Raw genomic sequence first — 21,626 nt, forward strand, 5'->3', positions numbered from 1 at the left:
GGCCGTGCCGGGGGAGTGCGGGGCGGTCCGGGGTACTGCGTGACCGGTACGCCGACAACGGTTCCCGGGACGGGGGCCGTGTGATCGCAGGGCCGGGGTTCCGTCCAACGCGGGGAGGCCGCCTGACGACCGCCCGGCCGTCTGCGCGCAGGGCCCGCTCGGCTGTCCGAACGGCGGGCCGTCCGCAGCCGGGGGCGACATGTCGAACGCCTCGCCGAAGCCCAAGCGCGGGGCCGGGAGCGGGGAAGGCGCCGGGGTCACGTGGCGTGGTCCGTGGCACCGGCGGCTCGGACGGCGGCTCGGGTGGCCACGGGCCCCTCCCTTCGCGTGATCCCGGTCCGCTCATCCGCGTGACTCGGGCCCGCTCTTCCATGCGATTCCGGCCCAACCCTTCGCGTGATTCCGGCAGGGGCCGTCCGCGCTGCTGCCGGGACGGTCACGCGGGTGAGTCCGTTCCGCCCGGCTGCGGAGCGCCGACCCCACCGTTCCCGGAGCACTGTCCTCGGTCTGGCCCGCGCCCCGGGTCTGGCCCGCGCCCCGGGACCGCCTCGCCCCCAGACCACCCCGAGCCCTTCTGCGCCGCCCGCCCAGCCCGACCGCCCGGCCGCCCGCCCCGGCCGCCCGCCCTGGCCGGAGCGGCCCCCTCCGCAGCCGCCGGAGCCCCTCCGTGTCCGCCGTAACAGCCCAACCGCCTCGGATACCGCTCGGCGAGTGCCGCCATTCGTCCCCAACGCCCCTCAGTCCACGCCCAGTTGGGTGACCCGTGCCGCTCCCCGCGTGTCCCTTCCGCGCTCTTGACTCGATCATGGGGTGTCATGAGCCTGGCATCTGTTCGCCTGCCGTGGCGGACCCACGCTAGGGGGCTTCATGAGACTCAGAGCGAGATCGATCCTCGCTGCCGGCGCGCTCCTGATCGGCGGAGCGGCCATCGCACCCGTCGCCCAGGCCCGCCCCGCACAGCCCGCGCCGCCCGCCCACCCCGCGGAGGCCGCCACCCCGGACCCGGACGGGGTCAAGGTCTTCCGCGCCGAGGTCACCCGTGAGCAGGTACCCCTGCTGCTCGCCGCCGGGCAGGACGGCCGGGAACTCGGCGAGCGGATCCCCGGCCGGGGCAGCGCCACCGTCGAGGTGTACCTCACCGACCGGCAGGCGGACACCCTGCGCGGACAGGGCGTCGACCTCACCGAGCACACCCTGACCGCCGGCGCCGAGCGGCGCGTGGCCCGGGCCGGCGAGGGCGTCTTCCGCCCGTACAGCGGCAGCGGCGGCCTGAAGGAGGAGATCCTGCGGACCGCGCGGGAGAACCCCGGGCTCACCAAGGCCGTCTCCATCGGCCGCACCGTCCGCGGCCAGGACATCCTGGCGCTCAAGGTGACCGGCGGCGCGAAGAGGTCCCGGGACGGCTCCAAGCCCGCCGTCCTCTACATGTCCAACCAGCACGCGCGCGAGTGGATCACCCCGGAGATGACCCGGCGGCTGATGCACCACTACCTGGACAACTACCGCACGGACCGCCGGATCAGGAGGATCGTCGACTCCACCGAGCTGTGGTTCGTGCTGTCGGCCAACCCCGACGGCTACGACTACACCTTCCAGGACCCCGCCAACCGGCTGTGGCGCAAGAACCTGCGCGACACCAACGGCGACGGGGTCATCGGCACCGGCGACGGCGTCGACCTGAACCGGAACTTCTCCTACAAGTGGGGCTACGACGACGAGGGCTCCTCACCGAGCCCCAGCAGTCAGACGTACCGCGGCCCCGGCCCCGCCTCCGAGCCCGAGACCCGGGCGATCGACGCCTTCCAGAAGCGCGTCGGCTTCGACTACGGCATCAACTACCACTCCGCCGCCGAACTCCTGCTCTACGGCGTCGGCTGGCAGGTCGCCACCGGCACGCCCGACGACATCGCCTACCGGGCGCTCGCCGGGACACCGGGGAACTCCGCGATCCCCGGCTACCGCCCGCAGGTCTCCTCGGAGCTGTACACCACCAACGGCGAGGCGGACGGACACGCCGCCAACGTCAACGGCCTGTCGATGTTCACCCCCGAGATGTCGACCTGCCAGACCGCCTCCGCGGTGGACCCCGACGACGCGTGGGATCCGCGCGACTGCCGCTCCGGCTTCACCTTCCCGGACGACGAGAAGCTGATCCAGGGGGAGTTCGCCAAGAACATCCCCTTCGCGCTCTCCGTCGCCGAGACCGCCGCCCACCCGGACCGGCCCGCCTCCTCCGTCGGCCTGGACGCGCCCGACTTCACCCCGGCGCCCTTCACCACCTCCTACGCGCGCGGCGCCGACCAGGAAGTGTCGGTCGTCGTACGGAAGTCGGTGCGCGACAAGGAGCTGAAGTACCGCGTCAACGGGGGCCGCACGCACGACATGGCGCTCCGGCCGTGGCGCGGCGGCGAGACCTACGGGGGCGAGGACAACCTCCACTTCGACGAGTACCGGGCCGAGGTCAAGGACGGAGACCGGGGGGACCGGGTCGAGGTCTGGTTCACCGGTGAACGCGCCGACGGCCGCCGCACCGAGAGCGCCCACTTCACCTACACCGTCGCCGAACGGCCCCGCGCCGACGTCCTCGTCGTCGCCGAGGAGGGCACCCGGGCCACCCGGGCCGGGGACTACGTGGCCGCGCTGCGGGCCAACGGCCGGCGCGCCGCCGTGTGGGACGTCGCCACCCAGGGCGCCCCCGACGCGCTCGGCGTCCTCGGCCACTTCGGCACCGTCGTCCACTACACCGGCGCCTCGGCGCCCGGCAACGCCACCCAGCTCGCGCTGCGGGCCCACCTCAACGAGGGCGGCAAGCTGATCGAGGCCGGCGAGCAGGCGGGCGGCAGCGTCGACCTGGGCGGCGGCGCCCTCTCCGACGACTTCAGCCAGTACTACCTGGGCGCCCACACCCGCGGCGCCGCCCCCGGGGCCGTGGGCTTCACCGGCGCCGGAGCGCTCGCCGGAGCCACCGGCGCGCTCGGCGACGCCCCCGGCAACCCGCTGGACCGGGCCGCCTCCTACAGCCTCACCTCCGAGGCCGACGGCAACCCGCGGTTCGCGAGCCGGGGCGCCGGGACCTACACCGGGGCCACCAACCCCTACGGTCCCCACTCCGGTGCCTGGATGGCCGCCGCCGTCCACACCGACGACGCCTACAAGCGCCTCACCCGCACCATCGACCTCACCGGCGTCCGCGCCGCCGACCGGCCCACGCTCCGCACCCAGCTCCTGTGGGACACCGAGCGCGGCTACGACCACGCCCTGGTCGAGGCGCACACCACCGGCGCCGCCGACTGGACCACCCTGCCCGAGGCGGGCGGCGCCACCTCGGCCGCCGTGCCCGCGGAGTGCGAGGCCGGCTTCTACCTCGCCGACCACCCCTGGCTCTCCCACTACCTGACCCGGTCCGACACCGGCTGCGCCGCCACCGGCACCAGCGGAGCCTGGAACAGCCTCACCGGCTCCTCCGGCGGCTGGCGCCAGGCGGAGTTCGACCTGAGCGCCTACGCCGGACGCTCCGTCGAGGTCTCCCTCGCCTACGTCTCCGACCCCGGCAGCGGCGGCCGGGGCCTGCTCGCCGACGACATCTCCCTGGTCACCGGCGGCACTCCGGACGCGGCCGAGGGCTTCGAGACCTCGCTCGGCGCCTGGCGGGTCGCCGGGCCGCCGCCCGGCAGCCCCGCCGCCCTCAAGGACTGGTCCCGCACCGGCGCCCTCTTCGGCACCCACGCGGCCGTCACCACCGAGGACACCGTGCTGCTGGGCTTCGGCCTGGAGCACCTCACCGCGCCGGCCGACCGGGCCGCTCTGCTCCGGCGGGCCCTGCGTGCCCTGGACGAGTGACATCGCCGTCAACGGGCACTGAGAGGGCGTAAGGCGTTCGGGTGACCCGGCCCCGGGCCGCGGCCCGTACCCCCATCGGGGGATACGGGCCGCGGCGCCGTGCGTGGCCTGTCTCGATGTCACCCCCCGGCCCCCGGAGAGGTAGGGTCGGAGGTGGTCGGGGACATCCCAAACACAGCTCGCCGGCACATCGGCCGGCGTACCAACGAGGAGATCGGTTCGTGACGATCCGCGTAGGCATCAACGGCTTTGGCCGCATCGGTCGTAACTACTTCCGCGCGCTGCTGGAGCAGGGTGCGGACATCGAGATCGTGGCTGTCAATGACCTGGGTGACACCGCGACCACCGCCCACCTGCTCAAGTACGACACCATCCTCGGCCGCCTCAAGCAGGAGGTGTCGCACACCGAGGACAGCATCACCGTCGGCGACCGGACCATCAAGGTCCTCTCCGAGCGCGACCCCGCCGACATCCCCTGGGGCGACCTGGGCGTCGACATCGTCATCGAGTCGACCGGCATCTTCACCAAGAAGGCCGACGCCGGGAAGCACATCGCCGGCGGCGCCAAGAAGGTCATCATCTCCGCCCCGGCGAAGGACGAGGACGTCACCATCGTCATGGGCGTCAACGAGGGGACGTACGACCCGGCGAAGCACGACGTCATCTCCAACGCCTCCTGCACCACCAACTGCGTGGCGCCGATGGCGAAGGTGCTCGACGAGAACTTCGGCATCGTCAAGGGCCTGATGACGACGGTCCACGCGTACACCAACGACCAGCGCATCCTGGACTTCCCGCACAAGGACCTGCGCCGGGCCCGCGCCGCCGCCGAGAACATCATCCCGACCACCACCGGTGCCGCCAAGGCCACCGCCCTGGTCCTCCCGCAGCTCAAGGGCAAGCTGGACGGCATGGCCATGCGCGTCCCGGTTCCCACCGGCTCGGTCACCGACCTGGTCCTGGAGCTCTCCCGCGAGGTCACCGAGGACGAGGTCAACGCCGCCTTCCAGAAGGCCGCCGAGGGCGAGCTGAAGGGCATCCTCTACTACACCGAGGACCCGATCGTCTCCTCGGACATCGTCAACTCCCCGGCGTCCTGCACCTTCGACTCCTCCCTGACCATGGTCCAGGAGGGCACGAGCGTGAAGGTCATCGGCTGGTACGACAACGAGTGGGGCTACTCCAACCGCCTCGTCGACCTCACGGTCTTCGTGGGCGACCGGCTCTGATCGCCTTCCCCAGGCATCCGACGCGGTGAGGACAGGGCCCGGACGGCGTGAGGTTGTCACGCCCTCCGGGCCCTGACTCGCGTCCAGCACGACCAGCCCTCGTAGGATCACGAGCGTCACAGAGCCTCTGGAGCCCCTGCATGAAGACGATCGACGAACTCCTCTCCGAAGGAGTCGCGGGCAAGCGTGTCTTCGTCCGCGCCGACCTCAACGTGCCGCTGGACGGCACCACCATCACCGACGACGGCCGCATCCGCGCCGTGGTGCCCACCGTGCGGGCCCTGGCCGACGCGGGCGCGCGGGTCATCGTCGCCTCGCACCTGGGCCGCCCCAAGGGCGCCCCCGACCCCGCCTTCTCCCTGGCCCCGGCCGCCGCCCGGCTCGGCGAACTCCTCGGCACCGAGGTCGCCTTCGCCGAGGACACCGTCGGGCCCTCCGCCGGGTCCACCGTGGCCGCGCTCACCGACGGCAGCGTCGCCGTCATCGAGAACCTGCGCTTCAACCCCGGCGAGACCGCCAAGGACGACGCCGAGCGCGCCGCCTTCGCCGACCGCCTCGCCGCCCTCGCCGACGTCTACGTCGGCGACGGCTTCGGCGCCGTGCACCGCCGGCACGCCTCGGTCTTCGACCTGCCCGCACGGCTGCCGCACTACGCCGGATACCTGATCGCCACCGAGGTCGGCGTCCTGCGCAAGCTCACCGACGACGTGGCGCGGCCCTACGTGGTCGCCCTCGGCGGGGCCAAGGTCTCCGACAAGCTGGCCGTCATCGACGAACTGCTCGGCCGGGCCGACCGCATCCTCGTCGGCGGCGGCATGGTCTTCACCTTCCTCAAGGCCCAGGGCCACGAGATCGGCGTCTCCCTCGTCCAGGAGGACCAGATCCCGGCCGTCAGGGAGTACCTGGAGCGCGCCGAGAAGAGCGGCGTCGAGCTGGTCCTGCCGGTCGACCTCGTCGTGGCCGGCGGATTCCCGGACCTCAAGGCCAAGGCCCCGACCCACCCCGAGACCGTCGCCGCGGACGCCGTCCCCGCCGACCGCATGGGCCTGGACATCGGTCCCGAGACCCGCGCGCTGTACGCCTCGAAGCTCGCCGACGCCGCCACCGTCTTCTGGAACGGCCCCATGGGCGTCTTCGAGCACCCCGACTACGCCGAGGGCACCAGGGCGGTCGCCCAGGCCCTCGTCGACGCCCCCGGCTTCACCGCCGTCGGCGGCGGGGACTCGGCCGCGGCCGTGCGCACCCTCGGCTTCGACGAAAAGGCATTCGACCACATCTCGACCGGCGGCGGCGCCTCCCTCGAATACCTCGAGGGCAAGACGCTCCCCGGCCTCGCCGCACTGGAGGACTGACCGCGATGACCACCCGCACGCCGCTGATGGCGGGCAACTGGAAGATGAACCTCAACCACCTGGAGGCCATCGCCCACGTCCAGAAGCTCGCCTTCGCCCTGGCCGACAAGGACTACGACGCCGTCGAGGTCGCCATCCTGCCGCCCTTCACCGACCTGCGCTCCGTGCAGACCCTGGTGGAGCACGACAAGCTGAAGATCAAGTACGGCGCCCAGGACATCTCCGCCCACGACGGCGGCGCCTACACCGGCGAGATCTCCGGCGCGATGCTGGCCAAGCTCCGCTGCGCCTTCGTCGCGGTCGGTCACTCGGAGCGCCGCCAGTACCACGCCGAGACCGACGAACTGGTGAACGCCAAGGTCAAGGCCGCCTACAAGCACGGCCTGACCCCGATCCTCTGCGTCGGCGAGGAGCTGGAGGTCCGCGAGGAGGGCCGGCACGTCGCCCACACCCTCGCCCAGGTCGAGGGCGGCCTCAAGGACGTCCCCGCCGAGCAGGCCGAGACCGTCGTCATCGCCTACGAGCCCGTGTGGGCCATCGGCACCGGCAAGGTCTGCGGTGCCGAGGACGCCCAGGAGGTCTGCGCGGCCATCCGCGGCAGGCTCGCCGAGCTGTACTCCCAGGAGCTGGCCGACGGGGTCCGCATCCAGTACGGCGGCTCCGTGAAGTCCGGCAACGTCGCCGAGATCATGGCGCAGCCCGACATCGACGGCGCCCTGGTCGGCGGCGCCTCGCTGGACACGGACGAATTCGTCGGGATCGTGCGCTTCCGCGACCAGTAGGGACCGGTACGCCGCCCGCCATCACGATCAGTGAGTATGCGGGGGCGGCGATACGTCGTACCCTTGCGGGGGCGCGGTGGTGTGCTGCCGCCGTGCCCCCGCCGTCCGTCAGAGATCCGAGGAAGTTGGTCCAGCCGTGGTTATGGGGTTCTCGATCGCCCTGATCATCTTCAGCCTGCTGCTGATGCTGCTGGTGCTGATGCACAAGGGAAAGGGCGGAGGCCTCTCCGACATGTTCGGTGGCGGCATGCAGTCGTCCGTCGGCGGCTCCTCGGTCGCCGAGCGCAACCTCGACCGGATCACCGTGGTGGTCGGTCTGCTCTGGTTCGCCTGCATCATGGTGCTCGGCCTGCTCATGAAGGCCAACAACTGACGCGGTCAACGCGTTTCGCACTTCTCCACGTAAAGCCCCATGTTCGGTACGCGCCCCGTGGCGCGGCCTATCATGGGGCTTGCGTCTGTGTCCGGGGCTCGCAACTCCCGTCACTGGACGCGCGTTGGGCCTTACGTAGACTGAGGCGCTCGCAGTGAAGCGAAACGCCGACTCGCTTCGGGCACCATCACGCAGGGAGTTACGACCGTGGCAAGTGGCAACGCGATCCGGGGGAGCCGGGTCGGGGCGGGGCCGATGGGCGAGGCCGAGCGAGGCGAGTCCGCCCCGCGTCTGCGCATCTCCTTCTGGTGCTCCAACGGACACGAGACCCAGCCGAGCTTCGCGAGCGACGCCCAGGTCCCGGAGACCTGGGACTGCCCGCGCTGCGGCTTCCCCGCCGGCCAGGACCGGGACAATCCGCCGGACCCCCCGCGCACCGAGCCCTACAAGACGCACCTCGCGTATGTGCGCGAGCGCCGCAGCGACGCGGACGGCGAGGCGATCCTCGCCGAGGCGCTCGCCAAGCTCCGGGGCGAGATCTGAGCCCTCCTTCCGCCTGATCCCGGACCCGGCCGGTCCGTGGAACGCGGCTGCCCTGCCGATCAATTAGGTTGATCGCAGAGGGGCAACCGCGACAAGGAAGAAGGCTGACTCCGACATGAACGCAGACGCCCGTACACGGCTCGACCGGCTGCCGGAATGGGCCGCGCTGGCCGACCACCGCGCGCGGCTCGGTGACGTACGACTGCGCGCGCTGTTCGACGCCGACCCCGGGCGCGGCACCCGTCTGGTGCTGCGGGTGGGCGACCTGTACGTGGACTACTCCAAGCACCTGGTGACGGACGAGACGCTGCGGCTGCTGCGGGGGCTGGCCGCGGCGGTCGACGTGACGGGGCTGCGGGACGCGATGTTCCGCGGCGAGCGGATCAACGTGACCGAGGACCGGGCGGTGCTGCACACGGCGTTGCGCGCGCCGCGGGGCGCCGTGGTGGAGTCCGGCGGGGAGAACGTGGTTCCGGCGGTGCACGAGGTGCTCGACCGGATGGGGGCGTTCGCCGAGCGGGTGCGGTCCGGGGAGTGGCGCGGCTTCACGGGGCGGCGGATCCGTACCGTGGTGAACATCGGGATCGGCGGGTCGGACCTGGGTCCCGCGATGGCGTTCGAGGCGTTGCGGGCCTTCTCGGACCGTTCGCTGGGGTTCCGTTTCGTGTCCAACGTGGACGGCGCGGACCTCCACGAGGCGCTGTGGGGGCTGGACCCGGCGGAGACGCTGTTCGTGGTGGTGTCGAAGACCTTCACGACGGTGGAGACGGTGACCAACGCGTCGTCGGCGCGGTCCTGGCTGCTGGCCGGGCTGGGCGACGAGGCGGCGGTGGCCCGGCACTTCGTGGCGGTGTCGACGAACGCGGAGGAGGTCGCGCGGTTCGGGATCGACACGGCGAACATGTTCGGGTTCTGGGACTGGGTGGGGGGCCGCTACTCCTTCGACTCGGCGGTCGGCCTGTCGCTGATGGTGGCGGTGGGGGCGGAGCGGTTCGGCGAACTGCTGGACGGCTTCCGGACGGTGGACGAGCACTTCCGGACGGCTCCGGCCGAGGAGAACGTGCCGCTGCTGATGGGACTGCTGGGGGTGTGGTACCGGAACTTCTTCGGCGCGCAGTCGCACGCGGTGCTTCCGTACAGCCACTATCTGTCGCGGTTCACGGCGTATCTCCAGCAGCTGGACATGGAGTCGAACGGGAAGTCGGTGACCCGGGGCGGGGAGCCGGTGGAGTGGGCGACGGGCCCGGTGGTGTGGGGGACGCCGGGGACGAACGGGCAGCACGCGTACTTCCAGCTGCTGCACCAGGGGACGGAGCTGGTCCCGGCGGACTTCATCGGTTTCGCCCGTCCGCATCCGGAGCTGGGGCCGGTCCTGGCGGAGCAGCACGATCTGCTGATGGCGAACTTCTTCGCGCAGACCCAGGCGCTGGCCTTCGGCAGGACGGCGCCCGAGGTGCGGGCCGAGGGGGTGGCGGAGGAGCTGGTGGCGCCCCGGACGTTCGAGGGCGGGCGTCCGACGACGACGGTGCTGGCGCCGGAGCTGACGCCGTCGGTGCTGGGGCAGCTGATCGCGCTGTACGAGCACAAGGTGTTCGTGCAGGGCGCGGTGTGGGACATCGACTCCTTCGACCAGTGGGGCGTGGAGCTGGGCAAGGTCCTCGCCCGGCGCCTGGAACCCGCCCTGACCGGCACCGGCACCGTCGCCGGCCTCGACCCCTCCACGGCCGCGCTCGTGGCCGCCTACCGGGAGTCGCGCGGCCGGGAGTGAGGGCCCGGCCCGTCCCGTAGACTCCTCCGCGATCAAGGACATGGTGACTCGGGGGAGTACGACATGGCTGGTTCGCCCGGCGGTTGGACGGGCGGCGGGCTGAGGGCACGGGACGCGCTGCGTCCCAAGCGCGTCGCGCGCGCGGCCTTCCACCCGGCCTGGATACCGGACGCGATCGACCCGGCCGTGGAGCGGCTCAAACGGGCCCGCCTCATCGCCGGGCTGGTCGCTGCCGTCGGCGTCTACACCTTCGTCGAGGGCGGCTTCTCGTTCGACGAGATCCTGGAGAACATGCTGACGGCCTCCGCCGTCCTGCTGTTCATCACCCCGGTCACGGTGGGGGTGATGGTGCTCGTCTGGCGGCGCGGCGGGACCGTCCGCTCCCTCCGGACCCCCCTGCTGAACTCGCTGAAGCTGCTGCTGCTCTTCGTGGGCTCGATCATGCTGACGGTCTTCCTGCTGCAGATCTCGATGGGCTTCTACACGCTGCTGCTCGGGCCGCTCGCCCTGTGGCTGATGGTCGTGGTGGCCCGGGGCGCGGTGCACGTCTCCGGCAACTTCTTCGGCACCGCGGGGGTGCACCGCTGCCTGCCGCCGCTGCTGGCCACCGTGACCACCTGGCTGATGGCCGTTCCCGACCTGGTCACGGGCGATCTGCACGGGCTGAGCCTCACGATGGGCGTCGTCTTCATCCTGGGCGCGCCCGTGACGGTCACCTGTATCGCGCTGCTGGAGGCGGGGCGGCTGCGGCGCCACTACGGCATCCGGCTCGCCGCCCACCCGGCCCCGACGGCGCCCTTCACGGGGCGGATCCCGCCGATGCCGCCCCCGATGCCCCCGACGGCTCCGATGCCCCCGACGGCTCCGATGCCGCCGGTGCCGCCCGTGCCCCCGCCGTACGGTGTCCCGCCGCAGGGCAGCCCCTACGGGCACCGGCCCCCGACGGGCAACCCGTACGCTCCACCCCCGGGCAACCCTTACGGTCCGCCGCAGGGCACCCCCTACGGTCCGCCGCAGGGCAACCCCTACGGCGTCCCGCCCCACGGCAACCCCTACGGGCGCAACCCGTACGGGCCGTGACCCGGGCCGGGGAGCGGGCCCCGGCCCGGCGGGGCACCCGGGCCCACGGAGGCGGCGGGCCCTGAGCGGGCCGGCCCGACGACGGCGGGAAGCGGACGCGCGGGCCCCGGACGGCACCGCGCCGGGGCGGCCCGGACCGCACGCGGGACGAACGGCGAAGGGCCGGGGCACCGGGGTTCTCCCCCGGTGCCCCGGCCCTTCGCCGCGGCGCGGCCGGTTACGCCGACGCCGGCGGGTACAGGGACCTCGGCAGCCGCGCGGCCGCCGCCGAGTCCAGCAGCCACAGGGTGCGGGAGCCGCCGCGGGCGCCCGCCGCCGGTGCCTGGACCTCGCCCGCGCCCGACAGGGCCATCGCCACCGCGTTCGCCTTGTCCTCGCCCGCCGCCAGCAGCCACACCTCGCGGGCGGCGCGGATGGCGGGCAGGGTCAGCGAGATCCGGGTGGGCGGCGGCTTCGGCGAGCCGTGCACCCCGACCACCGTGCGCTCCGTCTCCCGCACCCCCGGGTGCTCCGGGAACAGGGAGGCCACATGGGTGTCCGGGCCGACCCCGAGGAGCAGCACGTCGAAGGACGGCACGGCGACGGGGTCCCCGGGCCGCGCCGCCCGGGCCAGCTCCGCCGCGTAGGCCGCCGCGGCGGCCTCCACGTCGGTGCCGTACGGGCCGTCCGAGGCGGGCATCGGGTGCACCCGCTCCGGCGTCAGCGGCACCGCGTCCAGCAGGGCCTCGCGGGCCTGTGTGAGGTTGCGCTCCGGGTCGCCGGACGGCAGGAACCGCTCGTCGCCCCACCAGAGGTCGACGCGGGTCCAGTCGACGGCGTCCCGGGCCGTGGACGAGGCGAGGGCGGCCAGCAGCCCGTTGCCGTTGCGGCCGCCGGTCAGCACGACGGACGCCGAACCCCGGGCCGTCTGGGCGTCCACGATCCTCGTGACCAGACGGGCTGCCGCGGCCTCGGCCATCAGCTCCTTGTCCCGGTGCACGACCACCTGGGGAGTGCTCACTTGGCCACCGTCCTCTTCGCCGGGGTCTTCCTCCGGGCCTTCACGGGCGCCTTCGCGTCGTCCCCGGCCGCCCCCTCGGCGGCCACGGCGTCATCCGCGGCGTCCCCGGACCCGCCGATGCCCTCGGCACCGTCACCGTCCCCTTCCGCGGAGCCGGGGCCCGGGCCGGAGCTGTCCCCGGCGCCCGTCCCGCCGGGCGCGTCCGGCGCGGCCAGCCGGTCCACGCCGTAGCGCAGCGCGGAGGCGTAGGTGTCGTCCGGGTCCAGGCGCCGCAGCTCCTCCGCGATCAGCTCGGCCGTCTCGCGGCGCTTGAGCGCGACCGCGCGGGCCGGCTGCCCCTTGACGGACAGGGTGGCCAGTGAGCCGTCCGCCCGGTCCAGCACGACCGGACCGCAGTCGGTCTCCATCCGCACGGCGGTCAGCCCCGGTCCCCCGGAGGCGGTGCGCCGCACCGGCACCTCCAGCCGGTCGGCGAGCCACATGGCCAGCAGCTCGCAGCTCGGGTTGTACTCCTCGCCCTCCACCTCGACGCCCTGCACCGTGCAGTCGACCTGGTCCAGCGCCGCCGCCAGCATCGAGCGCCACGGGGTGATGCGGGTCCAGGACAGGTCGGTGTCGCCCGGGGTGTAGGCGTCGGCGCGGGCCACCAGCTCGCCCACCGGGTCCTCGCAGGCGTAGGTGTCGGTGACCCGGCGCTGGGCCAGCGCGCCCAGCGGGTCCCGGGCCGGGTGCAGCGGCGCGTTCACCGGCCACCAGACCACCACCGGGGCGTCCGGCAGCAGCAGCGGCAGGACCACCGACTGGGCGTGGTCCACCACATCGCCGTACAGCCGCAGGACAATCGTTTCCCCCGTGCCGGCGTCGGTGCCGAGGCGGACCTCGGCGTCCAGCCGGGACTGGGTGCGGTCCCGGGGGGAGCGGGAGACCCGCTTGATGACGACGAGGGTGCGCGAGGGGTGCTCGTGCGCGGCGTCGCTCGCCGCCCTCAGCGCGTCGTAGGCGTTCTCCTCGTCGGTGACGATGACCAGCGTGAGCACCATGCCGACGGCCGGGGTGCCGATGGCCCTGCGGCCAAGCACCAGCGCCTTGTTGATCTTGCTGGCAGTGGTGTCCGTGAGGTCTGTCTTCATGGCCGGCGCCAGCTCCGTCCGTCTCGCTCCAGCATCTCGTCCGCCTCCACGGGGCCCCAGGTCCCCGCCGGGTACTGCGCGGGGGTGCCGTTCTCGTCCCAGTACCGCTCGATCGGGTCGAGGATCTTCCAGGACAGCTCGACCTCCTCGGTGCGCGGGAAGAGGTTCGCGTCACCGAGCAGCACGTCCAGGATGAGGCGCTCGTACGCCTCCGGGCTGGACTCCGTGAAGGACTCCCCGTAGGCGAAGTCCATGGACACGTCCCGGATCTCCATCGAGGTGCCGGGCACCTTGGAGCCGAACCGGACGGTGACGCCCTCGTCGGGCTGGACGCGGATGACGATCGCGTTCGAGCCCAGCTCCTCGGTGGCCGTCGTGTCGAAGGGGGAGTGCGGGGCCCGCTGGAAGACCACCGCGATCTCCGTCACCCGGCGGCCCAGCCGCTTGCCGGTGCGCAGGTAGAAGGGGACGCCCGCCCAGCGGCGGTTGTCGATCCCGACCTTGATCGCGGCGTAGGTGTCGGTCTTCGAGGCGGGGTCGATGCCCTCCTCCTCCAGGTAGCCGACGGCCTTCGCGCCGCCCTGCCACCCGGCCGCGTACTGCCCGCGCACCGTGTCCCGGCCCAGGTCCCTGGGGAGCCGGACGGCGCCGAGCACCTTGGTCTTCTCGGCGGCCAGCGCGTCGGCGCCGAAGGAGGCGGGCTCCTCCATGGCGGTCAGCGCCAGCAGTTGCAGCAGGTGGTTCTGGATGACGTCGCGGGCGGCGCCGATGCCGTCGTAGTACCCGGCCCGGCCGCCGATCCCGATGTCCTCCGCCATGGTGATCTGCACGTGGTCGACGTAGGACCGGTTCCAGATCGGCTCGAACATGGTGTTGGCGAAGCGGAGCGCCAGGATGTTCTGGACGGTCTCCTTGCCGAGGTAGTGGTCGATGCGGAACACCTGGTCCGAGGCGAAGACCTCGTGGACGATGGCGTTCAGCTCCTCGGCCGACCGCAGGTCGTGGCCGAACGGCTTCTCGATCACCGCGCGCCGCCACGAACCGCCGCTCTGGTCGGCGAGCCGGTGCTTCTTGAGCTGCTGGATGACCACGGGGAACGACTTCGGCGGCACCGAGAGGTAGAAGGCGAAGTTGCCGCCCGTGCCCTGGGCCTTGTCCAGCTCGTCGATGGTGGCGCGCAGCCGCTCGAACGCGTCGTCGTCGTCGAAGGTGCCCTGCACGAAGCGCATCCCCTGGATGAGCTGCTGCCAGACCTCCTCGCGGAACGGCGTGCGGGAGTGCTCCTTGACGGCGTCGTGGACGACCTGCGCGAAGTCCTCGTGCTCCCAGTCCCGGCGGGCGAACCCGACGAGCGAGAAGCCCGGCGGCAGCAGACCGCGGTTGGCGAGGTCGTAGACGGCGGGCATGAGCTTCTTGCGGGACAGATCGCCGGTGACGCCGAAGATGACCAGGCCCGACGGCCCCGCGATGCGCGGGAGCCGTCGGTCTGCGGGGTCACGCAGCGGATTGCTGCTCGACAATTTCTAGCCCTCCGAGGGAGCGAGGCGCTTCAGCTCCGCCTCCGTGGACTCCAGCAGGTCGTTCCAGGCCGCCTCGAACTTCTCGACGCCCTCGTCCTCGAGCAGCCGGACGACCTCGTCGTAGGAGATGCCCAGCTTCTCGACCGCGTCCAGATCGGCGCGGGCCCGCTCGTACGTCCCGGTGACGGCGTCGCCGGTGATCTCGCCGTGGTCCTCGGTGGCCAGCAGGGTCGCCTCCGGCATGGTGTTCACCGTGTTGGGCGCGACCAGGTCGGTGACGTACATGGTGTCGCTGTACGCCTTGTCCTTGACACCCGTCGACGCCCACAGCGGACGCTGGCGGTTGGCGCCCAGCTTCTCCAGGTCGTTCCAGCGGTCCGAGGAGAAGAGCTCCTCGTACGCCTGGTAGGCGAGCCGGGCGTTGGCGACGGCGGCCCGGCCGCGCAGGGCCTTGGCCTCGTCGGTGCCGAGCTCGTCGATCCGCCGGTCGATCTCGGTGTCCACGCGGGACACGAAGAAGGACGCCACCGAGTGGATCTTCGACAGGTCCAGGCCGCGCTCCCGGGCCTTCTCCAGGCCGGTGAGGAAGGCGTCCATGACCGCGCGGTAGCGCTCCAGCGAGAAGATCAGCGTGACGTTGACGCTGATGCCCAGGCCGATGGTCTCCGCGATGGCCGGCAGCCCGGCCTCGGTCGCGGGGATCTTGATCAGGGTGTTGGGCCGGTCCACCAGCCAGGCGAGCTGCTTGGCCTCCGCGACCGTCGCCCGGGTGTCGTGCGCCAGGCGCGGGTCCACCTCGATGGAGACCCGCCCGTCCTTGCCGTCCGTGGCGTCGAAGACCGGGCGCAGGATGTCGGCGGCGTCACGGACGTCCGCCGTGGTGATCATCCGGATGGCCTCCTCGACGGTGACCCGGCGCGCGGCGAGGTCGGCGAGCTGACGGTCGTAGCCGTCGCCCTGCGAGATGGCCTTCTGGAAGATCGAGGGGTTGGTGGTGACGCCCACGACGTGCTGCTGGTCGATCAGCTCGGCGAGGTTGCCGGACGTGATCCGCTTGCGCGACAGGTCGTCCAGCCAGATCGCGACGCCTTCGTCGGAAAGGCGCTTCAGTGCGTCTGTCATGGAAAATGCATCTCCTACGTGTCGTATACGGGCGTCAGCGCTGAGCCGCGGCGAGGGATTCCCGCGCGGCGGCGGCCACGTTGCCGGCGGTGAAGCCGTACTCCTGGAAGAGGACCTTGCCGTCCGCGGACGCGCCGAAGTGCTCCAGGGAGACGATGCGGCCGGCGTCCCCGACGTACTTGTGCCAGGTCAGGCCGATCCCGGCCTCGACCGCGACGCGCGCCTTCACGGACGGGGGCAGGACGCCGTCCCGGTACCCCTGGTCCTGCTGTTCGAACCACTCCACCGACGGCATGGACACCACCCGCGTCGGCACCCCCTCGGCCTGGAGCCGCTCACGGGCCTCGACGGCGAGGTGCACCTCGGAGCCGGTGGCGATCAGCAGCACCTGCGGCTCGCCGCCCTCGGCCTCGAACAGCACGTAGCCGCCGCGGGCCGCGTTCTCGTCGGGCTCGTAGGTCGGCACGCCCTGGCGGGTCAGCGCCAGGCCGTGCGGCTGGCCCTTGCCGTACTCCTTGGTCCAGCGGCGCAGGATCTCGCGCCAGGCGATGGCCGTCTCGTTGGCGTCGGCCGGGCGGACCACGTTCAGGCCCGGGATGGCGCGCAGCGAGGCCAGGTGCTCGACCGGCTGGTGGGTCGGGCCGTCCTCGCCCAGGCCGATGGAATCGTGGGTCCACACGTACGTCACCGGCAGGTGCATCAGGGCCGACAGCCGCACCGCGTTGCGCATGTAGTCGGAGAACACCAGGAAGGTGCCGCCGAAGACGCGCGTGTTGCCGTGCAGGGCGATGCCGTTCATCTCCGCGGCCATCGCGTGTTCGCGGATGCCGTAGTGGATGGTGCGCCCGTAGGGGTCCGCCTCCGGCAGGGGGTTGCCCGCCGGGAGGAAGGACGAGGTCTTGTCGATGGTGGTGTTGTTGGAGCCGGCCAGGTCGGCCGAGCCGCCCCACAGCTCCGGGATCACCGCGCCGAGGGCCTGGAGGACCTTGCCGGACGCGGCGCGGGTGGCGACGCCCTTGCCCGCCTCGAAGACCGGGATCTTCTCCTCCCAGCCCTTGGGCAGCTCGCCCGCGGCCACCCGGTCGTACTCGGCGGCGCGCTCCGGGTTGTTGTCCCGCCACTGCTGGAAGGACTTCTCCCACACCGCGCGGGCCGCCCGGCCGCGCTCCAGCGCGCCGCGGGTGTGGCCGATGACCTCGTCGGAGACCTCGAAGGTCCGCTCCGGGTCGAAGCCCAGGACGCGCTTGGTGGCGGCCACCTCCTCGTCGCCGAGCGCCGAGCCGTGCGAGGCCTCGGTGTTCTGCGCGTTCGGGGCGGGCCAGGCGATGATCGAGCGCATGGCGATGAAGGACGGCCGGTCGGTGACCCGCCGGGCCTCCTGGACGGCCGCGTGGATCGCCGCCGGGTCCAGGTCGCCGTCCGCCTTGGGCTCCACGCGCTGCACGTGCCAGCCGTAGGCCTCGTAGCGCTTGACGGTGTCCTCGGAGACGGCGGTCTCGGTGTCGCCCTCGATCGAGATGTGGTTGTCGTCCCACAGCAGGACCAGGTTGCCGAGCTTCTGGTGGCCGGCCAGGGAGGACGCCTCCGCGGAGATGCCCTCCTGGAGGCAGCCGTCACCGGCGACGCAGTACACGAAGTGGTCGAAGGGCGACTCGCCCTCGGCGGCCTCCGGGTCGAACAGACCGCGCTCGTAGCGGGCGGCCATGGCCATGCCCACCGCGTTGGCGACGCCCTGGCCGAGCGGCCCGGTCGTGGTCTCCACGCCCGTGGTGTGGCCGTACTCCGGGTGGCCGGGGGTCTTGGAGCCCCAGGTCCGGAAGGCCTTGAGATCATCCAGCTCCAGACCGAAACCGGCCAGGTAGAGCTGTGTGTAGAGGGTCAGCGACGAGTGGCCGGCGGACAGCACGAAGCGGTCGCGGCCGACCCAGTTCGCGTCGGCCGGGTCGTGCCGCATCACCTTCTGGAAGAGGGTGTAGGCCGCGGGTGCCAGGCTCATCGCCGTTCCCGGATGGCCGTTCCCGACCTTCTGTACGGCGTCGGCGGCCAGGACACGAGCGGTGTCCACGGCCCGCTGGTCCAGCTCGGTCCAGTCGAGGTCTGTGGTGGTCGGCTTGATGCTCACCCTGGGTCAGGGCTCCTCTCCACATGTCGGATGCCGGTGCGCGTGGCCGCGTCACCGGCTGCCGGCGCCTGGTCGTGCGTCGGCCGGCCGCTGCCGAGCCTACCCTTGGGAGGACGTGCGTTTTCCCCCGGAATCAAGACTGACGGGACTCTTCGGAAACCGCCTGCCGACTGGGCGGATGCCGGTTCAGCAGGTGAATGCGGAGCCGCTCATCTGACCGCTCGAACGATCTTCGCCGCGCACGTCGGAGCACCCCCGTCAACACGACCCCACCCCCGGGGAGAACGGGGTATGGGCAACGTCTAAAGTGGCGTGGTACGCGCGAGCCTTCACCGGCACTTCACAGGGTGGCTCGCTGGGATGTCTCTGTCAGGGGTGTGCGTGACGGCCGTTGAATCCCGTCCTGCGGGGGTTATCGGGACGAGCCAGAGCCCGAGTCACCGGCCGTTCGGGGCCCGTGTCAAGGCGTTCGTGGCGCTGACCAAGCCGCGGATCATCGAGCTTCTGCTGATCACCACCGTTCCGGTGATGTTCCTCGCCGAACAGGGCGTGCCGGATCTGAAGCTGGTGCTGCTGACCTGCCTCGGCGGCTATCTGTCCGCGGGCGGCGCCAACGCGCTGAACATGTACATCGACCGCGACATCGACGCCCTGATGGAGCGGACCTCGCAGCGCCCGCTGGTCACCGGCATGGTCGGGCCGCGCGAGTGCCTGGCCTTCGGCATCGCCCTGGCGGTCGTCTCCACCCTGCTGTTCGGCCTCACCGTCAACTGGCTGTCGGCCTGGCTGTCGCTCGGCGCGCTCCTCTTCTACGTCGTCGTCTACACGATGATCCTCAAGCGCCGCACCTCGCAGAACATCGTCTGGGGCGGCATCGCGGGCTGCCTGCCGGTGCTGATCGGCTGGTCCGCGGTGACCAACTCGATGTCCTGGGCCCCGGTCATCCTCTTCCTGGTCATGTTCTTCTGGACCCCGCCGCACTACTGGCCGCTGTCCATGAAGGTCAAGGACGACTACGCGCGCGTGGGCGTCCCGATGCTCCCGGTCGTCGCCTCCAACAAGGTCGTCGCCCGGCAGATCGTGATCTACAGCTGGGTGATGGTGGCCGTCTCGCTGCTGCTCACCCCGCTCGGCTACACCGGCTGGTTCTACACGGCCGTCGCCCTGCTGGCCGGCGGGATGTGGCTGTGGGAGGCGCACGGGCTGCAGAACCGGGCCAAGGCCGAGGTGACGGGCTCCAAGCTCAAGGAGATGCGGCTGTTCCACTGGTCGATCACCTATGTGTCGGTGCTCTTCCTCGCCATCGCGGTCGACCCCTTCCTGCGCTGAGCGGACCCACCCCGGCATCCGGCGGGCGGGAGTGCGTGGCCCGGGCCACGGACCCCGCCCGTCGCCGTCCGCTCTACCCGTCGGTAGCATCCTGCCCATGGCAGACACGCAGCAGGTTGACGCGAAGGCCGGGCGCCAGGTGACGCGGCTCGCCCGGTGGATCGGCGCCTTCTCCCGGGCGCACGGCGGGGCCGAGGCCCAGGTGGCCTACCTCGGACAGCGCGGCGCCCGGATCGTCCTCGTCGGCGCGGACGGCATCTGGGGCGACCTCGTCGCCACCTCCTACGACAACGCCCGGCAGGCGGTCGGGAAGGCCGGGATCACCCTCCGCGAGGACTTCGACGGCGAGATGGCCGCCAAGGTGCGCACCGGCCCCTACGAGTGGTCGCGGATGGCCGGGCTCCAGCTCGGCGGGGCGAGCGGCGCCTGAGCCGCGGGACGGGGCGGGACTTCCGGGACCGGGCGGGACCGGGCGGGGCGCCGGGACCGCGAACGCTCGGGGCGCCCGGTGCCGCGTGGGGTTACGGGCCGGGCCCGGGCCGGGGGAGACTGGGCCGATGCAGACCGACGTCCTGCTCGACCGCTTCCTCGACGCCCTGGCCCCCCTCACCCCCGCCGCCGTGTGGGCGCACGGCTCACTGGCGGGCGGCGACTACCAGGAGGGGCGCAGCGACCTCGACCTGATCGCCGTGCTGGACGGCCCCCTGACCCCGCGCACCGCCTGGCGGCTGGGGGTGCTCCACGCCCGGCTGCGCACCGCGCCCCTCGCCGGGCGGCTGCACTGCAGCTATCCGGTGCCCGGAAGCCTGGACGACCCCGCCCGCCGCCACGCCACCTAGGCCCACGGCGGCCTCTTCACCCGGCCCGTCAGCCCCGTCACCCGCGCCGAGCTGCACGCCTTCGGACGCGTCCTGCGCGGCGCGGAGCCGGGGGAGCTGCTGCCGCCGGTGGACCCGGCGGAGCTGGCCGCCTTCGTCGTCCGGGACCAGCGGGACTTCTGGCGGCCCGCCGTGCGCCGCCCCGACCTCTGGCACCAGGACGTCTGGGTCGACCTCGGGCTGCTCACCTTCGCCCGCGCGACGGCCACCCTGCGCGACGGCAGCCTCATCACCAAGCGGCGGGCCCTGGACGAACTGCCGGGGCTCGGGGCGCCCGCCGAGGTCGTCGAGGACATCGTCCGGCGCCGCTACGGCACTCCCGGTCCGGACGCCGGGCCGGGCGCCGCCCGCCGCGCCGGGCTGACCCGGGCCTACTTGGGCCCGGCCATCGACAGGCTGGTGGCGTCGTACTCCTGAGCGGGCGGCACCGGCGTGTCCGAGGGGCGCTCGCGCAGCGACAGCAGCAGCCGCAGCACCGCGATCCACATGACGCAGGAGCCGAACATGTGCAGGCCGACCAGGATCTCGGGCAGGTCGGTGAAGTACTGCACATAGCCGACGGCGCCCTGGAGCAGCAGCACCACGAACAGGTCGCGGGTGCGGGCCAGGGGGCCCGCGGGGGCGTCGACGGCCTTGAGGACGAACCACGTGGCGAAGACCAGCGACACCACGATCCACGCCAGCACGGCGTGCAGCTTGCTGACTGTCTCCCAGTCCAGCGGCATCCGCGGCACGTCGCTGGAGTCGCCCGCGTGCGGCCCCGCCCCGGTCACCACGGTGCCGACCGCGATCAGCGCGGCCGAGACCCCGACCATGACCCACACGAGCTGCACGACCGACGTGCCGACCAGCGGGCGCGGTGCCGCGTCGCCCTCCCGGGTGCGCTGCCACATGACGGTTGCGACCGCGATCAGCGCCGTGGAGAGCAGGAAGTGGGCGGCGACGGTGTACGGGTTGAGGCCGACCAGGACCACGATGCCGCCGAGCACCGCGTTCCCCATGACCAGCCAGAACTGGGCCCAGCCCAGCAGGACCGTCCCGCGCCGGTACGGCTTCTGCGACCGGGCGGCGACGATCGCCCAGCCGACGGCGGCGCACAGCACGTACGTCAGCAGGCGGTTGCCGAACTCGATGACGCCGTGGACGCCCATGGCGCTGGTGGCGGTGAGCGAGTCGTCCGTGCACTTGGGCCAGGTCGGGCAGCCGAGGCCGGAGCCGGTCAGGCGGACCGCGCCGCCGGTGACGACGATGATCACCGTCATGGCCAGGGCGCCGAACGCGGACCGGCGCACGGTCACGGGCCTCGGGGTCCAGCGGGCGGCGATGAAGGCCAGGGGGTTGCGCGCGAAGGCTGCGGCGTCGGCACGGGTCACGTTGGGCACGCCGTCCATCGTAGGCCGCCGCTTGTGCACGCGTTCACGAGGGGGGTCGTCCGGTGCGCCGGGGCCTCCGGGCGGCGGGAGCCGCTTCCGGGCCCGATACCCCGCCCTAGCGGGACCGCCCTGCCCGGCCGGCCCCGCTCCCGGGCCGGGAGCCCTTCCCGGGCCGGTTCCCTTCC

Annotated in this window: 16 protein-coding genes and 1 pseudogene; 11 read left to right on the plus strand and 6 right to left on the minus strand. The window is 72.5% G+C overall.

Features of this window, described 5'->3' with window-relative positions; genetic code table 11:
* The first annotated feature begins 867 nt into the window (after window positions 1-867).
* From ACZ7LB_RS02565 to ACZ7LB_RS02600, 8 genes are all read left to right on the plus strand, one after another.
* Window positions 868-3,840 carry a M14 family metallopeptidase gene (locus ACZ7LB_RS02565; RefSeq protein WP_471464999.1) on the plus strand — a complete coding sequence of 991 codons (2,973 nt, stop codon included), beginning with the start codon at window positions 868-870 and terminating at the stop codon, window positions 3,838-3,840.
* A gap of 221 nt (window positions 3,841-4,061) precedes the next feature.
* Window positions 4,062-5,069, plus strand: coding sequence for a type I glyceraldehyde-3-phosphate dehydrogenase (gap, locus tag ACZ7LB_RS02570; RefSeq protein ID WP_471465000.1), 1,008 nt, complete (start codon window positions 4,062-4,064; stop codon window positions 5,067-5,069).
* A gap of 140 nt (window positions 5,070-5,209) precedes the next feature.
* Window positions 5,210-6,421, plus strand: a complete 1,212-nt coding sequence (locus ACZ7LB_RS02575; RefSeq protein WP_471465001.1) for a phosphoglycerate kinase — start codon at window positions 5,210-5,212, stop codon at window positions 6,419-6,421.
* A 5-nt stretch (window positions 6,422-6,426) separates the two neighbouring features.
* Window positions 6,427-7,203 carry a triose-phosphate isomerase gene (tpiA, locus tag ACZ7LB_RS02580; RefSeq protein WP_471465002.1) on the plus strand — a complete coding sequence of 259 codons (777 nt, stop codon included), beginning with the start codon at window positions 6,427-6,429 and terminating at the stop codon, window positions 7,201-7,203.
* Between the two features lie 142 nt (window positions 7,204-7,345).
* Entirely contained in the window at window positions 7,346-7,576 is a 231-nt protein-coding gene (gene secG / locus ACZ7LB_RS02585) for a preprotein translocase subunit SecG (RefSeq protein WP_202550002.1), read from the plus strand.
* Window positions 7,577-7,783: 207 nt separating this feature from the next.
* Window positions 7,784-8,119 (plus strand): RNA polymerase-binding protein RbpA, encoded by a 336-nt coding sequence (locus tag ACZ7LB_RS02590; protein ID WP_003976875.1) that lies wholly within the window; start codon window positions 7,784-7,786, stop codon window positions 8,117-8,119.
* 115 nt (window positions 8,120-8,234) lie between these two features.
* Complete coding sequence (gene pgi / locus ACZ7LB_RS02595; protein WP_471465003.1) at window positions 8,235-9,887, plus strand: glucose-6-phosphate isomerase; 1,653 nt, start codon at window positions 8,235-8,237, stop codon at window positions 9,885-9,887.
* 63 nt (window positions 9,888-9,950) lie between these two features.
* Window positions 9,951-10,967 (plus strand): hypothetical protein, encoded by a 1,017-nt coding sequence (locus ACZ7LB_RS02600; protein ID WP_471465004.1) that lies wholly within the window; start codon window positions 9,951-9,953, stop codon window positions 10,965-10,967.
* Between the two features lie 217 nt (window positions 10,968-11,184).
* On the opposite strand, the gene pgl is transcribed toward ACZ7LB_RS02600, so the two are convergent.
* The 5 genes from pgl to tkt are packed head-to-tail and all read right to left on the minus strand — an operon-like array spanning window position 11,185 to window position 17,861.
* A complete protein-coding gene (gene pgl, locus ACZ7LB_RS02605; RefSeq protein ID WP_471465005.1) occupies window positions 11,185-11,967 on the minus strand; it encodes a 6-phosphogluconolactonase in 783 nt (260 codons plus the stop codon).
* A complete protein-coding gene (opcA, locus tag ACZ7LB_RS02610) occupies window positions 11,964-13,097 on the minus strand; it encodes a glucose-6-phosphate dehydrogenase assembly protein OpcA (protein WP_471465006.1) in 1,134 nt (377 codons plus the stop codon). Before opcA ends, pgl begins: the two co-directional genes overlap by 4 nt.
* Window positions 13,094-14,617, minus strand: a complete 1,524-nt coding sequence (zwf, locus tag ACZ7LB_RS02615; RefSeq protein WP_471465007.1) for a glucose-6-phosphate dehydrogenase — start codon at window positions 14,615-14,617, stop codon at window positions 13,094-13,096. The genes opcA and zwf overlap by 4 nt, the downstream gene beginning before the upstream one ends.
* Before the next feature lie 3 nt (window positions 14,618-14,620).
* Complete coding sequence (tal, locus tag ACZ7LB_RS02620) at window positions 14,621-15,739, minus strand: transaldolase (protein WP_471465008.1); 1,119 nt, start codon at window positions 15,737-15,739, stop codon at window positions 14,621-14,623.
* A 34-nt stretch (window positions 15,740-15,773) separates the two neighbouring features.
* A complete protein-coding gene (tkt, locus tag ACZ7LB_RS02625; protein WP_471465009.1) occupies window positions 15,774-17,861 on the minus strand; it encodes a transketolase in 2,088 nt (695 codons plus the stop codon).
* Window positions 17,862-18,236: 375 nt separating this feature from the next.
* Here tkt and ACZ7LB_RS02630 point away from each other — a divergent pair, with 375 nt between their 5' ends.
* From ACZ7LB_RS02630 to ACZ7LB_RS02640, 3 genes and pseudogenes are all read left to right on the plus strand, one after another.
* Window positions 18,237-19,190: a heme o synthase gene (locus tag ACZ7LB_RS02630; RefSeq protein ID WP_471465117.1), complete on the plus strand. Its 954-nt coding sequence runs from the start codon at window positions 18,237-18,239 to the stop codon at window positions 19,188-19,190.
* 97 nt (window positions 19,191-19,287) lie between these two features.
* Window positions 19,288-19,620 carry a hypothetical protein gene (locus tag ACZ7LB_RS02635; RefSeq protein WP_471465010.1) on the plus strand — a complete coding sequence of 111 codons (333 nt, stop codon included), beginning with the start codon at window positions 19,288-19,290 and terminating at the stop codon, window positions 19,618-19,620.
* A 127-nt stretch (window positions 19,621-19,747) separates the two neighbouring features.
* A pseudogene (locus ACZ7LB_RS02640) lies at window positions 19,748-20,485 on the plus strand (nucleotidyltransferase domain-containing protein).
* Here the strand turns inward: ACZ7LB_RS02640 and ACZ7LB_RS02645 are convergent.
* On the minus strand, window positions 20,440-21,459 hold the full coding sequence (locus tag ACZ7LB_RS02645) for a COX15/CtaA family protein (protein WP_471465011.1): 1,020 nt from the start codon (window positions 21,457-21,459) through the stop codon (window positions 20,440-20,442). The pseudogene ACZ7LB_RS02640 and the gene ACZ7LB_RS02645 overlap by 46 nt on opposite strands.
* Window positions 21,460-21,626 lie beyond the last annotated feature (167 nt).

It is taken from the genome of Streptomyces sp. NPDC107521, from assembly GCF_055598485.1.